The following is a 16,343-nucleotide window of genomic DNA, read 5'->3' as shown; positions in this document are numbered from 1 at the left end:
CACTCCTCTAGTAACTGGGGGCGGGGGTGCGGGGCTCGTCGCGGGTGGCGCCGAGGTCGAGGGCGTGCGGGCCGCGCCTGATGACCCGGGCGATGAGGACGTAGTCGACGACGGCCAGCAGCCCCAGCACGGCGCCGAACCCGATGAGCGACGTCGTCACCATCCCGGGGGTGAGGCCGGGTGACATGGCGTCGGCGACGGTGAGCCGTTCCCAGATCATCCAGGGCTGGCGGCCGATCTCCCTGGCCATCCAGCCGAGGATGGACAGCACGAACGGCAGCGGCGTCATCGCGATCAGGATGGGGTGCGTCCATCGCACCCGGGGCAGGATGCCGATCATGGGCAGCATCACGAGCAGCACGACGAGCCCCAGGAGCTGCCCGAACTCGATCATGAAGCCGAGGCCGACGGCGGCGAGGGGGTTGTGGCTGCCGAACTTGTCCTCAGGGATGGCGGCGAACTGCGCGTAGCCGAAGCCCATGGTCAGGAAGATGCCGACGGCCGCGGTGACCACGCCGGTCCGCAGCGACCGGCTGAAGAACTCGGTCTCCCGCGCCTTGCGCCGCAGCCGGTACGCGCTCGCGCCGACCAGCACCATGCCGCCGGTGAACAGCCCGGCCCCGACGACGTGCGGGAAGGAGAAGACGAGCGCCTGGTTGGTGAACAGCGCGCCGACGTCCGTCAGCGCCATCCGGCCGCCGCTGACGACGGCGCCGGCGGGGTTCTGCAGGAAGGAGTTGGCGACCATGATGAAGAACGCGCTCGCGTACGCCGTCAGCGTCACCAGCCAGATGCACGCCAGGTGCGCCCACCTGGGCAGCCGCCCCCAGCCGAAGATCCACAGGCCGAGGAACGTGGACTCCAGGAAGAACGCCACCAGCGTCTCCATGGCCAGCGGCGCGCCGAACACGTCGCCCGCGTAGTGCGACAGCCCGCTCCACGACAGGCCGAACTGGAACTCCATCACCAGCCCGGTGACGATGCCCAGGGCGTAGTTGATCACGTAGATCTGCCCCCAGAACCGGGTCATGCTCAGGTCTAACGGCTTGCCCGACGTCGCCCACCGGGTGTGCATGATCGCCACCAGCGGCGCCAGCCCCAGGGTGAGCACCACGAACAGGAAGTGCAGGCTGCCCGTCACCGCGAACTGTGTTCGCGCCAGATCCAATGCGTCCATCACCGCTCCGATGTTGCGCCTCTCTACATATAGACAGCCTACATGTAGACTGGCTACTTAGCGGAACGGTGTCTAGGATCAGTGACATGAACCCTGATGCGCTGCGCGGTCACATGGACGCGCTGTTGCTCTCAGTGCTGGAGCGCGAGCCGCTGCACGGCTACGCCATCATCGAGGCGCTGCAGCAGCGCAGCGGAGGCGCGCTCAACGTGCCCACCGGCACCGTCTACCCGGCGCTGCGCAGGCTGGAGCGGATCGGCCACCTGTCGAGCGAGTGGGCGACGGTGGGCGGGCGCAAGCGGCGCACGTACCGGCTGACCGACTCCGGCAAGAAGCAGCTCCAGGGGGAGCGGTCGGCCTGGCGGGAGTTCACCAGCGTGATCGGCGGCGTCCTGCGGGCGGACGCGAGCGCCGTGCGTTAGCGGGCCGTCCTGGTCATGCGCACGCACCGGGTGGCGCCGTAGAGCTGGATCGCCCACATGGCCGACGTCACCAGGTTCGCCACGACGGCGGGCAGGCCGTGCAGGGTGCTGGGGGCGTTCATGCCGAACGTCATCAGCAGCGCCAGGCCCGCCGTGACCGGCAGCGAGGCGAAGACCAGCACGCCCAGCGACCTGGTGGCCAGCCGTGGGCGGCGGATCCAGCGCGAGCCCCGGCTCAGGGCGTAGAGCACGAGGCCGCCGTACAGGCCGGTGCCGAGCTGGACGACGTCGAGCAGCCGGGAGACGGAGGAGTACCACCAGGGCTGGGCGAGCCAGGCCTCGTCGGTGCCCGGGTAGATTCGCCACAGCACCGACCACATGGCCACGGTGATCGGCACGCTGATGAACAGCAGCACCCCCAGCCGCCGCCCCGCGACGACGGTCAGCTCGGCCTGGTAGCCGGGCGCGACCTCGCGGACCTCGCCGAACTCCGCCACCGCCAGCCGCTCGGCCTCCGTCCGCTCCAGACCGCCGGCCTCGAACGCGTCGGCGGTGTCGATTAGGCTGTCGCGGGCCTCGACGACGAGGTCCCGCTTGGGGCCGTGCGGGCCGCTCAGGGCGCCGTCGAGCTCCGCCACGTAGTCGTCGATGAGCATGGCTCAAGTCTAGGGAGAGCCGATCTAGGGGGTCCATCAGGGAGCACCCTGAGATTCGTCCGGGTTGTCACGTAGGAAAATTCCTACGTATAGTGGCTGACATGCCGATCTCCTCCATTCTCACGGTCACCGTGCCCGTCGCCGACCAGGAGCGGGCGCTCGACTTCTACACCCGCGTCCTCGGCTTCGAGGTGCGCACCGACAACCCGTTCCCGATGGGCCGCTGGCTCACCGTCGCGCCCGATGGCGCCACGACCACGCTGCTGCTGGCCTCCTGGTTCCCCGACATGGCGCCCATCGGCGGCCTCGTGCTGGGCGCGCCCGACCTCGACGCGCTGGCCGCCGGGCTGAAGGAGGGCGGAGCCGCCTTCCAGGGGCCGAGCCAGGAGGCGTGGGGCCGCCAGTTGCTCTTCCACGACCCGTTCGGCAACGGCTTCGTGGTCAGCCAGACGTGAGCGCCGACCACGTGTTCACCGCGCTGGCCAGCCCGGCCAGGCGCGAGCTGCTGCGGCTGCTGCTCGACGAGGGCGCGCAGCCCGCCGGGCGGCTGGCCGAGCGGTTCGACATGAGCAGGCCCAGCGTGTCGGAGCACCTCAAGGTGCTCAAGGACGCCGGGCTCGTGGCCGAGACGCGCCAGGGCAGGGAGCGGCACTACCGGCTGGAGGCGGCGCCGCTCATGGAGATCCGCGACTGGCTCACCCCGTACGAGCGGTTCTGGCGCGAACGGCTGACCGCGCTCACCGCGCTCCTCGACGAAATGGATGACGAAGATGACTCACGAACAGACGGCTGAAGAACTGCGGGCGATCAGGCTCGACCAGTTCGTCGCGCATCCGCCCGCGAAGGTGTGGCGGGCGCTCACCGAGCCCGGCCTGGTCGCCCGGTGGCTCATGCCGGGCGACTTCAAGGCCGAGGTGGGCCACCGGTTCACCTTCACCACGCAGCCCAGGAAGCAGGTCGGGTTCGACGGGATCGTGTACTGCGAGGTGTTGCGGGTCGAGCCGGAGAAGCTGCTGCGGATCAGCTGGAGCGACGGGAAGGTCGACTGGACGGTCACCTGGCGGCTGGAGCCCGAGGGAAAGGGAACGCGGCTGTTCCTCGACCACGAGGGCTTCGACCCGGGCGACGAGCTGCAGCAGCTCTCGCGGCGGATCATGGGCGGCGGCTGGCCGCGCATGTTCGGCGCCATCGAGCAGATCGCCGGCGAGCTCTGAACGCGACGGCGCGGCGCCGCGAGGCCTGACCGACGTAAGCCGGGCGACGCGGGCGGCTGCGTGCGGGGCTCAGCGGTGCAGGGCGGGGTGGACGGTCTCGGCGCGGATGCCGGCGTGCGAGGTGGAACTCCAGGCCACGGCCGCCGCCATCAGCGCCATCAGCAACGCGAACCAGGCCGCCGCCCGCCCCATGCGCATCCCGTACCCGCACAACAGCCACGACACCGACAGCCACCACCCGTGACCGGCCTGCCGGCGCATCTCCATGGCGGCGAAGGCGAAGTCGGCCGAGGTGGCGCTGTCGGCGGGCCGCAGCCCGGCGTACAGCGCCGCCAGCCGGTCAGGTGAGGTCCCGGGGTCACCGGGGTCGCGCGGGTGGGCGGAGCCGGTGTGCATGGTGCGCTCGTCGGCCAGCGCCCGCCGCCGCGAGAACCATCGCAGCATCGGCCACCGCAGGCTCACCCGCACCCCGCGCGGCGTGAGCGCGAACGTGCACTCCTTGACCCGCACCCCCGAGGGGTGGGTCAGCCCGGCGAACCGGCACGACGACAGGTCCAGTCTGAGCAGTTCGAGGCTGGCCGCGTCGACCTGCCTCAGCGACGTCAGCATGGACCTGCCGCGCCCCATGACGGTGGCGGGGCCGCGCAGCACCGCGCCCTCCAGGTCGGCCTGCGAGTCCGTCAGCCGCACGGTCGTCGGCCCGGTCACCTCCACGCGCCGCAGGTCCACCCCGCACCGGGCGACGGCCACGTCGAGCAGCCCGTCGGCGCGCGCCCTGGCCGCCGAGAGCCTGCCGGTGGCCGACAGGTACGCGTCGGCGGCGAAGTGCGCGGCCTCGAACCCGGCGTGCCCGCTGACCTTGCGGAACGACAGCGTACGGCCGAACCGCGCCCCCCTGAACGCGCCCCCGTCGCCGAGCCGGGCGCCGTCGAAGGTGGCGTACCCGTCGAACCTGGCCCGCTCGCACGACAGCCCGTGGCCGAACACGGCCTGGCTGAACAGCGCGTCGCGTGACATGACGGCCCGGTCGAGTGAGGCGTGCCCGCGCACGGTGACGCCGTGGAAGGACAGCTCCCTGGCGAACCGCACGCCCGCCAGCGACACGTTGCCCTCGAAGCGGGCGCCGAAGAACGAGGCCAGCCGGTCGAAGCGGGCGCCGTCGAGCGAGACGTCCCCCGCGAACGTCACCCCCGGCAGTCGCACGTCGCCGGTGAACCTGGCCCGGTCGAGCCGGGTGCGGCCGGGTCTGCGGCCGGTGGCGTCGAGAACCCTGGACAGCAGGTCGCTGGTGACGGTGGTGCCCCGCAGGTCGAGCAGGCGGCCGGGGGAGAGGCCGGCCAGGGCCGCGCCGAGTTGTTCGGGATCGAGGTGAGCCAGGCAGAGGCCTGACGGCCGGCTAGCGACTCCGGTGCAAGCAGCGGAATACGCGCAGGTGACCCAGTCCATGCATGGGTGATACCCGCCGCGGCCCGCGTCAAGGTTCACCAATTTTAGGGTCTAATCACTTTTCTAGGGATATATACGGCCTAAATGTTCCGGCTCCTTCGCGTCCCGCACGGGGCGGCACGCGGGCATGGAATGCTGGTGCCGGGTACGTGGTTGAGACGGATGCACTGCTAGCGACGACGAGCGAGGAGCCACTTGTGGCGACCATCGAAGTAACAGAGAAGAACTTCAACGACATCGCCGACAAGGGGATCGTGCTGCTCGACTTCTGGGCAGAGTGGTGCCCGCCGTGCAAGAAGTTCGGCCCGATCTTCGAGCAGGCGTCGGACAAGCACGACGACATCACCTTTGGCAAGATCGACACGGATGCCGAGCAGGGGCTCGCGCAGGGTTTCGACATCACCTCGATCCCCACGCTGATGGCCATCCGTGACGGCATCGTGGTCTTCGCCCAGGCCGGCGCCATCCCCGCGCCCGCGCTCGAAGACCTGATCCGCCAGGTCAAGGCGCTCGACATGGACGCCATCAGGGCCGAGCTCAGCGAGGAGCTGAAGAAGGCCCAGCAGAACTGACCCCACCCATGACAAAGCCCCGCCCAGAGGCGGGGCTTTCGCGTTTTCAGGACGGACGTCAGAGCTTGCGGCCGACGCCCACGTAGCCGAAGTTGACGCCGTTGCCCGGCGCGTCCGGGTCGTCGGGACGCCAGCCGTTCGGGTACGTCAGCCCCGGCTCGGCCAGCTCGTACCCCTCGAAGAAGCGCAGGATCTCCTCGCGGGTGCGCAGGTTCAGCGAGGCCGTGGCCTTCTTGTAGATCTCCAGGGCCTGCGGGGTGGTGTCCGGCGTGGAGTCCACGGCGTGGCTGATCACCAGGTGGCTGCCGGGCGCGCTCACCTTGCGCAGCTTGGCCGCCACGTCGTAGGCGATCTCGTCGGGGATGAAGTGCAGGATCGCCAGCGCCAGGAACGCGACCGGCTGCTCGAAGTCCACCAGGCCGCCCAGCTTGCCGAGCAGCGCGTCCGGCTCGCGCACGTCGGCCTGGAGGAAGTCGACGTTGTCCTTCCTGGCCAGCAGCGCCCTGCCGTGCACGCACACCACGGAGTCGTAGTCGACGTAGACGACGCGCGCCTCGGGCGCGATCTCGTGCGTGTTGCCCTGGGTGGGCAGCCCGGCGCCGAGGTCGACGATCTGGCGTACGCCCTGACTGACGAGGTAGCTCACGGCGCGGCGCAGGAAGGCGCGGTTGGCGCGGGCGCCTACCTTGGTGTCGGGGAAGGTCTTGAGGATCTGCTCCGCCGCCGCCCTGTCGGCGGCGAAGTTGTCCTTGCCGTCGAGGTAGTAGTCGTACATACGCGCGACGTTGGGGACGTTGGGGTCGACCCCCTCCGGAGCGGTGTCCACATTGTCTCCCGAAATTGGCGTCTTTCGGGGTGATCATAGCTCCGGAGGGCGCGTTCACATCGGTAAATGGGCACTTGCCGGAATGAGACGTAAATCACTCGAACAGGGCGTGATGCGGCATGCGCGCCCTGGAGTCGAGCGGTTCAGCCCCGGTACAGCTCCGCCACCCGGAACGCGAGGTCGAGCGACTGGCCTCGGTTGAGCCGCGGGTCGCACGCCGTCTCGTAACGCGTGGCCAGATCGGTCTCGCCGATCTCGAACCCGCCGCCCACGCACTCCGTCACGTCGTCGCCGGTGAACTCGATGTGGATGCCGCCGGGGTGCGTGCCGAGCGAGCGGTGCACCTCGAAGAAGCCGGCCACCTCGTCGAGCACGTCGTCGAGGCGGCGCGTCTTGTGCCCGCTCGGCGCCTCGAACGTGTTGCCGTGCATCGGGTCGCAGATCCACGCCACCTTGGCGCCCGTCGCGGTGACCTCCTTGACCAGCGCGGGCAGGTGCTCGCGGATCTTGGAGGCGCCCATCCGGGTGATGAACGTGAGCCGCCCCGCCTCGTTGGCCGGGTTGAGCTTGTCGATCAGCGCCAGCGCCTCGTCGGGCGTGGTCGTCGGGCCCAGCTTCACGCCGATCGGGTTGCGGATCCTCGCGAAGAAGTCGACGTGCGCCCCGTCGAGCTGGCGGGTGCGCTCGCCGATCCAGACCATGTGCGCCGACACGTCGTACGGCAGCCCCGTCCGCGAGTCGATGCGCGTGAGCGCCCGGTCGTAGTCGAGGATGAGCGCCTCGTGCGAGGAGTAGAACTCGACCGTGTGGAACTCCTCGGGGTCGGCCCCGCACGCCCGCATGAACGCGAGCGCCTGGTCGATCTCCCTGGCCAGTTGCTCGTAGCGGCGCCCGGCGGGCGACTCGGCCACGAAGTCCTGGTTCCACGCGTGCACCTGCCGCAGGTCGGCGTAGCCGCCCTTGGTGAAGGCGCGCGCCAGGTTGAGCGTCACCGCGGAGGAGTGGTACGCCTTGAGCAGCCGCCACGGGTCGGGTCTGCGCGCCTCGGGGGTGAAGTCGAACCCGTTGACCATGTCGCCCCGGTAGGCCGGCAGCTCGACGCCGCCCCGGGTCTCGGTGCCCTTGGAACGCGGCTTGGCGAACTGGCCGGCCACCCGGCCGATCTTCACCACCGGCACCCGGCCCGCGTACGTCAGCACGATGGCCATCTGCAGCAACGTCTTCAACTTTTGGCGCACGTTGTCGGCCGTCGCGCCGGCGAAGGTCTCGGCGCAGTCACCGCCCTGCAAGACGAACGCCTCGCCGCGGGCGACCGCGGCCATCTGCTCCTTGAGCTGGTCGCACTCGCCGGCGAAGACCAGCGGGGGCAGGCCGCCGAGCTCGGCGACAACCTTGTCGAGCTCGCCGCGGTCCGGCCAGTCGGGCTGCTGCGCCGCGGGGAGGGCTCGCCAGGAATCGAGATCCACTAGATTGCTGCTCACGAGATACGAGGGTATTCCACTGGCTCGGCCCCACCGACCCCCTTGTCCACGTTGTGAGAATGCGGTTATCCGCAGACGAACCCAGGGGCAGTCAAAGTTCCTTTACGGAGACGTGCTCGGGCCGTACGCCGTGGCCGTCTCATGCGAAATGAGCAAGGCTCACGGCCATCCGGCGTGCCCGAGCCACCGAAGTACATGCAGTGAGCCGCCTCTCACACACAGGGAGTGGAAATGAAGGACGAACTCCACACCCTCTCTGGCGCCTACGCCGTGCACGCACTGCCGTACGCCGAGTGGGTGCAGTTCGAGAAACACCTGCATGCGTGCGTCACGTGCGCGGACGAGGTGCGGCGCCTGCGGGAGACGGCCGCGAGGCTGGCCGAGACGGTGGCCGAACGGCCGCCCGCCAGGCTGCGGGCACGTCTCCTGGACGCCGCCTCCCGATCCAGGGGCTTCGAGGACCCGCCGCACCAGCAGGCGCCCGACGACGGCCCGACCGTCTGGAGACCCCCCGCACCACCCGCGCCGGGGGACACGCGGCAATCGGCGACGCTCAGCCTGCCGCCGGAGGGGAACGCCTACCGGATGGAGCCGTCCATCCCCGTGACGGCCGACGGCGCGCGGGTGGTGCCGCTGCGGCGGCGCCGCACCAGGACGATGGCGGTGCTGACCGCGATCTCCGCCGCGGCGGCCGTCGCGCTCGGCGTGGTCGCCTTCGACGCCCGCCGCGACCTCGGCGACCTGATCAGCAAGAACGAGGAGATGGTCGCGGTGCTGGCCGCCCCCGACGCCGAGACCATGCGCGAGTCCGTCACCACCGGCGGCATGGTCACCGCCGTGATCTCGCGCGACATGGGCCGCATGGTGTTCACCTCGTCAGGGCTGGCCGAACTGCCCGACACCAAGGGGTACGAGGTGTGGCTGATGGGCCCCGGCGGCCCGCGCCCCGCGGGCCTGCTCGACCCGCGGCAGGACGGCGTCAGCCATCCCATGGTGCTGTCGCCGCTGGCCCGCGACGAACACATGGCGCTCACCGTCGAGCCCGCCAGCGGCTCTGAGCAGCCCACTACACAACCCATCATGCTCGCCGAATTGCCCGAGGCGTGATCGAACAGGGATGGACCGGGCGGCCAGGCCGGTCAGATACTCGATCATGCGTATCTTCGCCGCCGTGACACTGGCCGCCGCCCTGTTATGCGTGTCCCCAGCGGCACCCGCCTCCGCAGCCGAACCCGGCGCGGCGACGGTCGTGCCCGTCCAGGTGACGGGCGCGCCGGACAGGAGATTCAATCTGATCATCCTCGGTGACGGGTACACCGAGGCCGAGCAGGTCAAGTTCCGCGCGGACGCCGACCGGCATCTCAACGTGATGTGGTCGATCGAGCCGTTCAAGTCCTACCGGAACTACATCAACGTCTACCGCGTGGACATCGTCTCCGGCGAGTCGGGCATCAGCTGCGACCCCGGCCTCGACGCGCCGCGCCGTACGACGCCGCTCAGCATGGGCTTCTGGGGCCGCTGCAACCCCGCCAGCGTCCAGCGCCTCATCACCATGGACAACGCCGCCGCCACCCGCTACGCCGACCTGGTCACCGGCACCGCCTCCGGCAACCGGCAGATCCTCGCCCTCGGCAACAGCGGCACCTACGGCGGCGCCGGCGGCTCGTACGCCACCGCCTCCGGCAGCAACAGCATGTCCGCGCTAATCAGCCCGCACGAGCTGGGCCACTCCCTGGGCGGGCTCCAGGACGAGTACGACTACTACCAGCGCGGCGTGCCCGGCGGCGCGTACACCGGCGCGGAGCCGTCCAGCGCCCACCACACGCTGCTCACCGAGCAGCAACTGCTCGACCAGCGCAGGAAGTGGTGGCGCTGGCTCGGCGAGCCCAGCGAGTCGGGCGGCCCGATCGGCCGCTACGAGGGCGGCCTGTACTACACGACCGGCGTGTGGCGGCCCAGCGCCCACTCCATGATGAAGACCCTCGGCTACTACTTCGACCAGGTCAGCCGCGAGGTCATGACGCAGCGCATCACCGCCAAGACCATGCTGATCCAGGACGCCACGCCCGCCGGCGCGCCCGTCGGCGCCGACCGGGTGCTCTGGGTCGAGCCGATGCGCCCCGTCAGCCACTCCCTGCGGACCGCCTGGACCGTGGACGGAGAGGAGCTGCCCGGCGACCGCGACTCGCTCGACCTGCGCACCCTCGGCCTCGCCCCCGGCACCCACACGGTCACCGCGACCGTCTCCGACCCGACCGAATTCGTCCGGGACCCGGCCATCAGGACCGCCATGACCAGGACCCGCACCTGGACCGTGGACACTGCGATCACCACCCCGCCGGACGGCGTCGAGCCCGCGTTCGTCTCCTCCACCCCCACCGACCGGCCGCTCGGCCGCGAGGACGTCGTCTACGTCGAGACCACCCACCCGGCGGCCACCGTCCCCGAGGTCACCTGGACCCTCAACGGCCGCACCTACCAGGGCACCGACCTCGACCTCGGGACGCTCGACGCGAAGGCCGGCACGCTCACCGCCACCCTGGGCGGGCGCACCCTCACCTGGACGGTCGACACCGAGGGGCCGGGCACGGCGTACGAGCTGTCACGGCCGCTGGCCAGATCCGGCGACACCTACGTCTACAACGGCTCCTTCACCATGCGGCTCACCGGCGGCGACGACCGCGACGGCCACGTCGTCTCGGAGTCGCGGGTGGACGGCGACGGCTGGTTCAACTACTTCGGCTGGCCCACCTCCTCGGAGCTGCCCTGGACGTTCTCCGAGCAGGGCACGGTGATCGACTCCCTCGTGTACGGCAGGCTGCCGCGCGGCAGGCACGTCATCGAGTACCGCTCGATCGACGCCGCCGGCAATCACGGCGCGGCGAAGCACTTCACCGTCACCACCATCGCCCCGCCGCCCGCCTGCACCAGGACCGTCACGGGCGCCCACCGCGGCCCGCTCACCGTCTCCGACGGCGTCACCTGCCTGGACGACGCTCAGGTCACGGGGGTCGTCACGGTCAGGCCCGGCGCGTCGCTGGTCGTCAACGGCGGCCGGATCACCGGCGCGCTCAACGCCGTGCGGCCCGCCCAGGTGCACCTGCTCGGCGCCCGCGTGGACGGCGCGCTCGCCGTGAGCGGCGCCGCCGCCCTGACCGTCGTGGGCGCGGACGTGCGCGGCGCCGCGCTGCTCAGCGGCAACACGGCGCCGATCCTGTCCGGCAGCACGATCAAGGGCGCGCTCGTCTGCACGGGCGGCAAGCCCGCCGACCTCGACGTGCCCAACACCGTCAAGGGCGGCAGCCGGTGCGGCGACCTACCCGGCGGCCGGTCCGCCGAACGGCCGTACGAGGCGGTCCAGCACGTCCGTCAGTGACGCCGTGGCGAGATCGCGGACCCTGGCGTACTCGTCCGGCGGGTACTGCCGGGGTCCGTTCTCGATCAGCAGGATCAGGTACAGGTAGGCGCGGTAGAGGTCGAGCCTCGTCCGCGCCGCCGCCGTCAGCTCCAGCGGGGCCACCTCGCGGTAGCCCGCCAGCAGCGGATCGTCCTCCGCCAGCTCCCCGAAGATCGTCGGCGTGACGAACTCGGCCAGCGGGTCGCCCCAGAAGGCCCGCTCGTGGTCGATGATCGCCTGGATCCGCGGCGTCCCGCTCAGATCGAGGAAGACGTTGCCCGCCCACACGTCGAAGTGCACCAGCCGCGGCGACGTCACCTCGTCCAGCGCGGGCGCCGCGGCCCCGAACACCGCCTGCAGCTCCGCGGCGGGCAGCGGCAGCGGCGCCGGATACCGCTCGGTGTCGCCCAGCAGCGCCGCCGTCATCGCCAGGAACGCCTCCCGCCAGGTGGCGCCCGTGATGCCCGCGTGCGGGTAGCCGAACACCTCGCCCGTCACCGCGTTGAACCTGGCCAGATGGCCGCCCAGCTCCCTGCGCAGCTCCGCGTGGTTGTCCGGCTTGACGTCGTTCCACGAGACGCCGTCGAGCGCGGCCAGCAGCAGGTAGTCGCCGCCCAGCACGGGGTCGTCGTAGCCCGCCCGCAGCAGCCCCGCCACGGGCACGCCCGCCGCGGCGGCCAGGCCGATCGCGGCGGCCTCCATGCGCAGCAGGTTGCGCTCGTAGCTGAGCTGCTCCAGGTCGGGCGGGGGAGACAGCTTGAGCACCGCCTCGCGCCCGTCGTCCAGCTTCAGGCGCCAGACGGCGTTGGCGTAGCCGTCGGTCAGCTCCGTGGCGGCCGTGACGCCCGTGCCGACCGCGCGGCGCACCAGCGCGTCCAGCTCCGCGTCGGATAACCGGCGCTTGGTCCTGCTGTCCACGTCACCCCTCTCAGGCGGATTCCCTGCGCACCAGATGCGTGTCGAGGATGACGACCGGCTGGCGCAGCTCCTCGCCGTTGATCCTGGCCACCAGCAACTGCGCCATCTGCCGGCCCATGGCCTCGGTCGGCTGGTGCACGGTGGTCAGCGGCGGATCGGCGTGCAGCGCCGCCTTGGAGTCGTCGAACCCGATCACCGCCACGTCGCCGGGCACCGCCCGGCCCGCGGCCTTGAGCACGCGCATCGCGCCCAGGGCCATCGGGTCGGACGCGGCGAACACGGCGTCGAGGCCGGGATGCGCCCGCAGCAGCTCCTGCATCGCGGTCGCCCCGCTGTGCTCGGAGAAGTCGCCGTAGGCCACCAGCTCCGGCAGGCCCGACGGCAGCAGCGCGTCGCGGTAGCCCGACAGACGGTCAACGCCCACGCCCATGTCCTGGGAGCCGGCGATCGCGGCGATCGCCCTGCGGCCCAGCCCCAGCAGGTGCTTGACCGCCTGCCGGGCCCCGGCCCTGTTGTCCATGTCCACGTAGCTGTAGGGGTCGAGGCCGACGGGACGGCCGCCCAGCACGGTCGGCACGCCCATCGCCTCCAGCCTGCCGGGCAGCGGGTCGGCGCCGTGCAGCGACAGCAGCAGCACGCCGTCGACGTGCTGGCCCGTCAGGTAGTGCTCCAGCCGCGCGTGCTCCTCCGGGGTGCGCGCCATCGCCAGGATGAGCTGCAACCCCGTCTCGGCCAGCGCCGAGCCGATGCCGCGGATGGTGCCCGCGAAGTACGGCTCGTCGAAGACCCGGAACTGGGACTCGGACACCACCAGGGCCACAGTGTCCGTGCGGCGCGTGACCAGAGCACGCGCCGCACGGTTGGGCACATAGCCCAGCTCGCGGATGGCCAGCTCAACGGCCTCGCGGGCCTTCGCGCTGACGTTCGGCGAGCCATTGATGACTCTAGACACCGTGCCCCGGCCTACCCCGGCCCGAGCCGCGACTGCCTCAAGAGTCGGTCGGTTCATGGCGCCTATTCTGCCGGATGATCTCCGCGTACCAGAGCGCGCTGTCCTTGACCAGCCGCTCCTGGGTCTCGAAGTCCACGCGAACCAGGCCGAACCGCTTGCCGTAGCCCCACGCCCACTCGAAGTTGTCCATCAACGACCAGGCGAAATACCCCTCCAGGGGCACGCCCGCGTCGATGGCCTGCTTGCAGGCGCCCAGGTGCGCCTCCACGTACGCCAGCCGCTCCCTGTCGTGGATGCGGCCCTCGTCCAGCACGTCCTCGAAGGCCGCGCCGTTCTCCGAGACGACCATCGGGATCGGCGGGTACTCCCGCGCCACCCTGGTGAGGATCTCCACCAGGCCGCCCTCGTCGATCTCCCAGCCCATCGCGGTGACCGGCCGGCCGCCGTTGACGAACGACACGTGCTCGCTGCCCACCCACGGCGAACCCGAGTCCGTGGGGGCCGCCGCCGCCGACTGCGCGCCTCCCGGTGCTCCCGAGACCGTGAAGCGGCTGTAGTAGTTGACGAGCAGCACGTCGATGGGCGCGTTGATGGTCTTCATGTCGCCGGGCTCGATGAAGTCCTTGTCGAACGGCAGGTCCGCCAGCACGTCCTCCGGGTAGCGGCCCAGCATCAGGGCGTCCAGGAAGAAGCGGTTCTGCAGGCCGTCGATGCGGCGGGCGGCGTCCAGGTCGCGCTCGCTGTCGGTCTCCGGGGTGATGGCGTACAGGTTCACGCAGCCGCCGACCCTGCGCGCGTCCATCGCCTGCACGGCCAGGCCGTGAGCCAGGTTGAGGTGGTGCGCGCCCCTGATCGCGTTCTCCGGCTCCCGCCTGCCGGGGGCGTGCTCGCCCGAGGCGTAACCGAGGAACGCGGCGCACCATGGCTCGTTGACCGTGCTGAAGGTGTGGACGTAGTCCTTGAGCGCGTCGTGCACCGCCGCCGCGTACTCCGCGAAGCGGTAGGCCGTGTCGCGGTTGGGCCAGCCGCCCTTGTCCTCCAGCTCCTGGGGCAGGTCCCAGTGGTAGAGGGTCAGCCACGGGTCGATGGCGTGCTGGCGCAGCTCGTCGCAGAGCCGCTTGTAGAAGTCCAGGCCCTTGGGGTTGATCGCGCCGGAACCCGCCGGCTGGATGCGCGGCCACGACACGGAGAACCGGTAGGCCGACAGGCCCAGGTCCGCCATGACGGCGACGTCCTCGCGGTAGCGGTGGTAGTGGTCGATGGCCACGTCCGCGTTGTGCCCGTTGAGCACCCGGCCCGGCGTCTTGGTGAAGGTGTCCCAGATGGACGCGCCGCGCCCGTCCTCGGCGACGGCCCCTTCGATCTGGTACGCCGACGTCGCGGCCCCCCACGCGAAGCCCGCGGGGAAGCGCAGCCCGGTACGCGTCTGTTCTTCTTGAGTCGTCACGCCTTGACCGCACCTTCCATGAGTCCGCCGACGATCTGACGGCCGAAGAGGACGAAAACCAGCACCAGCGGGATGATGGACAACGCCGTACCCGCGAAGATCAACGAGTACTCCGTGGAGAACCTCGCGTTGAGGCCGTTGATCGCGATCTGCACGGTCGGGTTCTCCTGGTTGAGCACGATCAGCGGCCACATGTAGTCGTTCCACATGAGCATGAACGTGTTGATGCCGAGCACGGCCATGCCGGGCCGCACGGCGGGCAGCACGACGTTCCACCAGATGCGCAGCGTGGCGGCGCCGTCCACCCGGGCGGCCTCGACCAGCTCCATCGGCACGGACTGCCGCGTGTACTGCGTCATGAGGAACACGCCGAACCCGTTGAGCAGGTACGGCAGGATGACCGCCTTGAGGGTGTTGGTCCACTCCAGGCTCACCATCAGCCGGTAGAGCGGCACCACGCCCATCTGCTGCAGCGGCACCGCCATCGTCAGCAGCACCAGCAGCAGCAGCGCGTTGCGGCCCTTGAAGTTCAGGTTCGCGAACGCGAAGCCGGCCAGCGTCGAGATGAGGATGACCGAGACGGTGACGACGGTCGCCACGATGAACGAGTTCGTCAGGCCCAGCAGGAACTGCGCCTCCGGATGGGTCAGGACCCGCACGATGTTGTCGCCCAGGTTCCCGCCGGGCAGGAACTTCGGCGGCGAGGCCACCGCGTCGGCGTTCGTCCGCGAGGCGATGACCAGCATCCAGTACAGCGGGAACGCCGAGACGAAGATCGCCAGCCCCAGCATGACCCTGGTCAGGACGGTAGGTTTCCAGACGGTCATCGCGTGCCCCCGATCCTGCGCACGAACAGGAAGTTGATCGCTGCTCCGACGAGGATCAGCAGGAACAGCAGCCAGGCGGCCGCGGAGGCGTAGCCGTAGTCGAACTCCCGGAAGGCCTCCTTGTAGACGAACATGGCCACCGTCTGGAACTGGCCCTGCGAGCCGCCGTCGGGGTTGCCGTTGTAGAACGTCATCGGCTCCGAGAACAGCGTCAGGCCGCCGATCGTGGAGTTGAGCACCACGAAGATCATGGTCGGGCGCAGCATCGGCAGCGTGATCTGCCAGAACTGCCTGCGCCGCGAGGCGCCGTCGATCGAGGCGGCCTCGTACAGGTCCTTCGGGATCGTCTGCATGCCGGCCAGGAAGATGATCGCGTTGTAGCCGGTCCAGCGCCAGTCGACCATGGTGGCGATCGCGATCCACGACGGGATGCGCTCGGCCCGCCAGTTCGTGTTGTCCACCCCGAACAGGCCCAGGACGTAGTTGACCAGGCCCCAGTCGCGGGCGAAGAGCTGCGTGAAGACCACCGCGACCGCGACCACCGAGGTGACCAGCGGCAGCAGCACGCTCATCCGGATCGGCAGGCGGAACCTCATGTGCTTGTTCAGCGCGTTGGCCAGGAACAGCGCCAGCAGCATCTGGGGGACGGTGGCGATGAGGAACATGCTCACCGTGTTCACCGTGGCGCGCCAGAAGTCGTCGTCGGCGAGCAGCGCGGTGTAGTTGCCCAGCCCGGCCCACTCCGTGGTCCCGGTCAGGTCGTAGTCGTAGAGCGAGTAGTAGAGCGTGAAGGCCAGCGGGAAGAGCCCGAAGGCGGCGAACAGGATGAAGTAGGGAGACACCAGGAAGTACGGCATCGCCTTGACGTCCAGTCTGGAACGCCAGCGGCGGCCGGGCGGACGTTCACGGCGATGGGTGTTCCGTGACGCCCGCGGAAGGGTGTCGAGGCTCATAACAGACCTTTCGGCGGCAACATGCCCGGCCCGCGGCTGGCGGGCCGGGCGGGAG

At 70.3% G+C, this 16,343-nt stretch carries 17 protein-coding genes; 7 read left to right on the top strand and 10 right to left on the bottom strand.

Annotated elements, in window-relative coordinates; translation table 11 throughout:
* Positions 1 to 7: 7 nt before the first annotated feature.
* Positions 8 to 1,177: a cytochrome ubiquinol oxidase subunit I gene (locus tag ABD331_RS23265; protein WP_344478149.1), complete on the bottom strand. Its 1,170-nt coding sequence runs from the start codon at positions 1,175 to 1,177 to the stop codon at positions 8 to 10.
* An 86-nt stretch (positions 1,178 to 1,263) separates the two neighbouring features.
* Between ABD331_RS23265 and ABD331_RS23260 the strand changes: the two genes are divergently transcribed.
* Positions 1,264 to 1,599 carry a helix-turn-helix transcriptional regulator gene (locus ABD331_RS23260; RefSeq protein WP_344478147.1) on the top strand — a complete coding sequence of 112 codons (336 nt, stop codon included), beginning with the start codon at positions 1,264 to 1,266 and terminating at the stop codon, positions 1,597 to 1,599.
* On the opposite strand, the gene ABD331_RS23255 is transcribed toward ABD331_RS23260, so the two are convergent.
* Entirely contained in the window at positions 1,596 to 2,255 is a 660-nt protein-coding gene (locus ABD331_RS23255; RefSeq protein ID WP_344478145.1) for a permease prefix domain 1-containing protein, read from the bottom strand. The genes ABD331_RS23260 and ABD331_RS23255 overlap by 4 nt on opposite strands.
* A 101-nt stretch (positions 2,256 to 2,356) precedes the next feature.
* Between ABD331_RS23255 and ABD331_RS23250 the strand changes: the two genes are divergently transcribed.
* The 3 genes from ABD331_RS23250 to ABD331_RS23240 are packed head-to-tail and all read left to right on the top strand — an operon-like array spanning position 2,357 to position 3,469.
* The gene (locus tag ABD331_RS23250; protein ID WP_344478143.1) at positions 2,357 to 2,710 is read left to right on the top strand and encodes a VOC family protein; all 354 of its coding nucleotides are present in this window, start codon (positions 2,357 to 2,359) and stop codon (positions 2,708 to 2,710) included.
* Positions 2,707 to 3,048 carry an ArsR/SmtB family transcription factor gene (locus ABD331_RS23245; RefSeq protein WP_344478141.1) on the top strand — a complete coding sequence of 114 codons (342 nt, stop codon included), beginning with the start codon at positions 2,707 to 2,709 and terminating at the stop codon, positions 3,046 to 3,048. Before ABD331_RS23250 ends, ABD331_RS23245 begins: the two co-directional genes overlap by 4 nt.
* Positions 3,026 to 3,469, top strand: coding sequence for an SRPBCC family protein (locus ABD331_RS23240; RefSeq protein WP_344478139.1), 444 nt, complete (start codon positions 3,026 to 3,028; stop codon positions 3,467 to 3,469). Before ABD331_RS23245 ends, ABD331_RS23240 begins: the two co-directional genes overlap by 23 nt.
* A 69-nt stretch (positions 3,470 to 3,538) precedes the next feature.
* Here the strand turns inward: ABD331_RS23240 and ABD331_RS23235 are convergent, their stop codons facing one another.
* Entirely contained in the window at positions 3,539 to 4,915 is a 1,377-nt protein-coding gene (locus ABD331_RS23235; RefSeq protein ID WP_344478137.1) for a pentapeptide repeat-containing protein, read from the bottom strand.
* A gap of 197 nt (positions 4,916 to 5,112) precedes the next feature.
* On the opposite strand from ABD331_RS23235, the gene ABD331_RS23230 reads away from it, so the two are divergent.
* Positions 5,113 to 5,487, top strand: coding sequence for a thioredoxin family protein (locus ABD331_RS23230; protein ID WP_344478135.1), 375 nt, complete (start codon positions 5,113 to 5,115; stop codon positions 5,485 to 5,487).
* A 58-nt stretch (positions 5,488 to 5,545) separates the two neighbouring features.
* On the opposite strand, the gene ABD331_RS23225 is transcribed toward ABD331_RS23230, so the two are convergent.
* On the bottom strand, positions 5,546 to 6,313 hold the full coding sequence (locus ABD331_RS23225; RefSeq protein ID WP_344478133.1) for an SAM-dependent methyltransferase: 768 nt from the start codon (positions 6,311 to 6,313) through the stop codon (positions 5,546 to 5,548).
* Positions 6,314 to 6,456: 143 nt separating this feature from the next.
* Positions 6,457 to 7,794: a class II 3-deoxy-7-phosphoheptulonate synthase gene (locus ABD331_RS23220; RefSeq protein ID WP_344478131.1), complete on the bottom strand. Its 1,338-nt coding sequence runs from the start codon at positions 7,792 to 7,794 to the stop codon at positions 6,457 to 6,459.
* Between the two features lie 231 nt (positions 7,795 to 8,025).
* Here ABD331_RS23220 and ABD331_RS23215 point away from each other — a divergent pair, with 231 nt between their 5' ends.
* Both ABD331_RS23215 and ABD331_RS23210 read left to right on the top strand, forming a co-directional pair.
* On the top strand, positions 8,026 to 8,901 hold the full coding sequence (locus tag ABD331_RS23215) for an anti-sigma factor (protein WP_344478129.1): 876 nt from the start codon (positions 8,026 to 8,028) through the stop codon (positions 8,899 to 8,901).
* Between the two features lie 46 nt (positions 8,902 to 8,947).
* Positions 8,948 to 11,170, top strand: coding sequence for a M64 family metallopeptidase (locus ABD331_RS23210; RefSeq protein ID WP_344478126.1), 2,223 nt, complete (start codon positions 8,948 to 8,950; stop codon positions 11,168 to 11,170).
* Here ABD331_RS23210 and ABD331_RS23205 read toward each other — a convergent pair.
* The 5 genes from ABD331_RS23205 to ABD331_RS23185 are packed head-to-tail and all read right to left on the bottom strand — an operon-like array spanning position 11,111 to position 16,288.
* Complete coding sequence (locus ABD331_RS23205) at positions 11,111 to 12,109, bottom strand: phosphotransferase family protein (RefSeq protein ID WP_344478124.1); 999 nt, start codon at positions 12,107 to 12,109, stop codon at positions 11,111 to 11,113. The two genes, ABD331_RS23210 and ABD331_RS23205, sit on opposite strands and share 60 nt — an antisense overlap.
* A 10-nt stretch (positions 12,110 to 12,119) precedes the next feature.
* On the bottom strand, positions 12,120 to 13,118 hold the full coding sequence (locus tag ABD331_RS23200) for a LacI family DNA-binding transcriptional regulator (RefSeq protein WP_344478121.1): 999 nt from the start codon (positions 13,116 to 13,118) through the stop codon (positions 12,120 to 12,122).
* Entirely contained in the window at positions 13,099 to 14,508 is a 1,410-nt protein-coding gene (locus ABD331_RS23195) for a GH1 family beta-glucosidase (protein WP_344478119.1), read from the bottom strand. The genes ABD331_RS23200 and ABD331_RS23195 overlap by 20 nt, the downstream gene beginning before the upstream one ends.
* Entirely contained in the window at positions 14,505 to 15,335 is an 831-nt protein-coding gene (locus tag ABD331_RS23190; RefSeq protein WP_344478117.1) for a carbohydrate ABC transporter permease, read from the bottom strand. Before ABD331_RS23190 ends, ABD331_RS23195 begins: the two co-directional genes overlap by 4 nt.
* Entirely contained in the window at positions 15,332 to 16,288 is a 957-nt protein-coding gene (locus ABD331_RS23185) for a carbohydrate ABC transporter permease (protein ID WP_344478114.1), read from the bottom strand. Before ABD331_RS23185 ends, ABD331_RS23190 begins: the two co-directional genes overlap by 4 nt.
* Between the last annotated feature and the right edge of the window lie 55 nt (positions 16,289 to 16,343).

Origin of the sequence: Nonomuraea monospora, from assembly GCF_039531895.1 — a bacterium.
Classification (GTDB): domain Bacteria; phylum Actinomycetota; class Actinomycetes; order Streptosporangiales; family Streptosporangiaceae; genus Nonomuraea; species Nonomuraea monospora.
The sequence above is the reverse complement of the archived record's forward strand: the minus strand, read 5'-3'. Positions and strand labels throughout refer to the sequence as shown.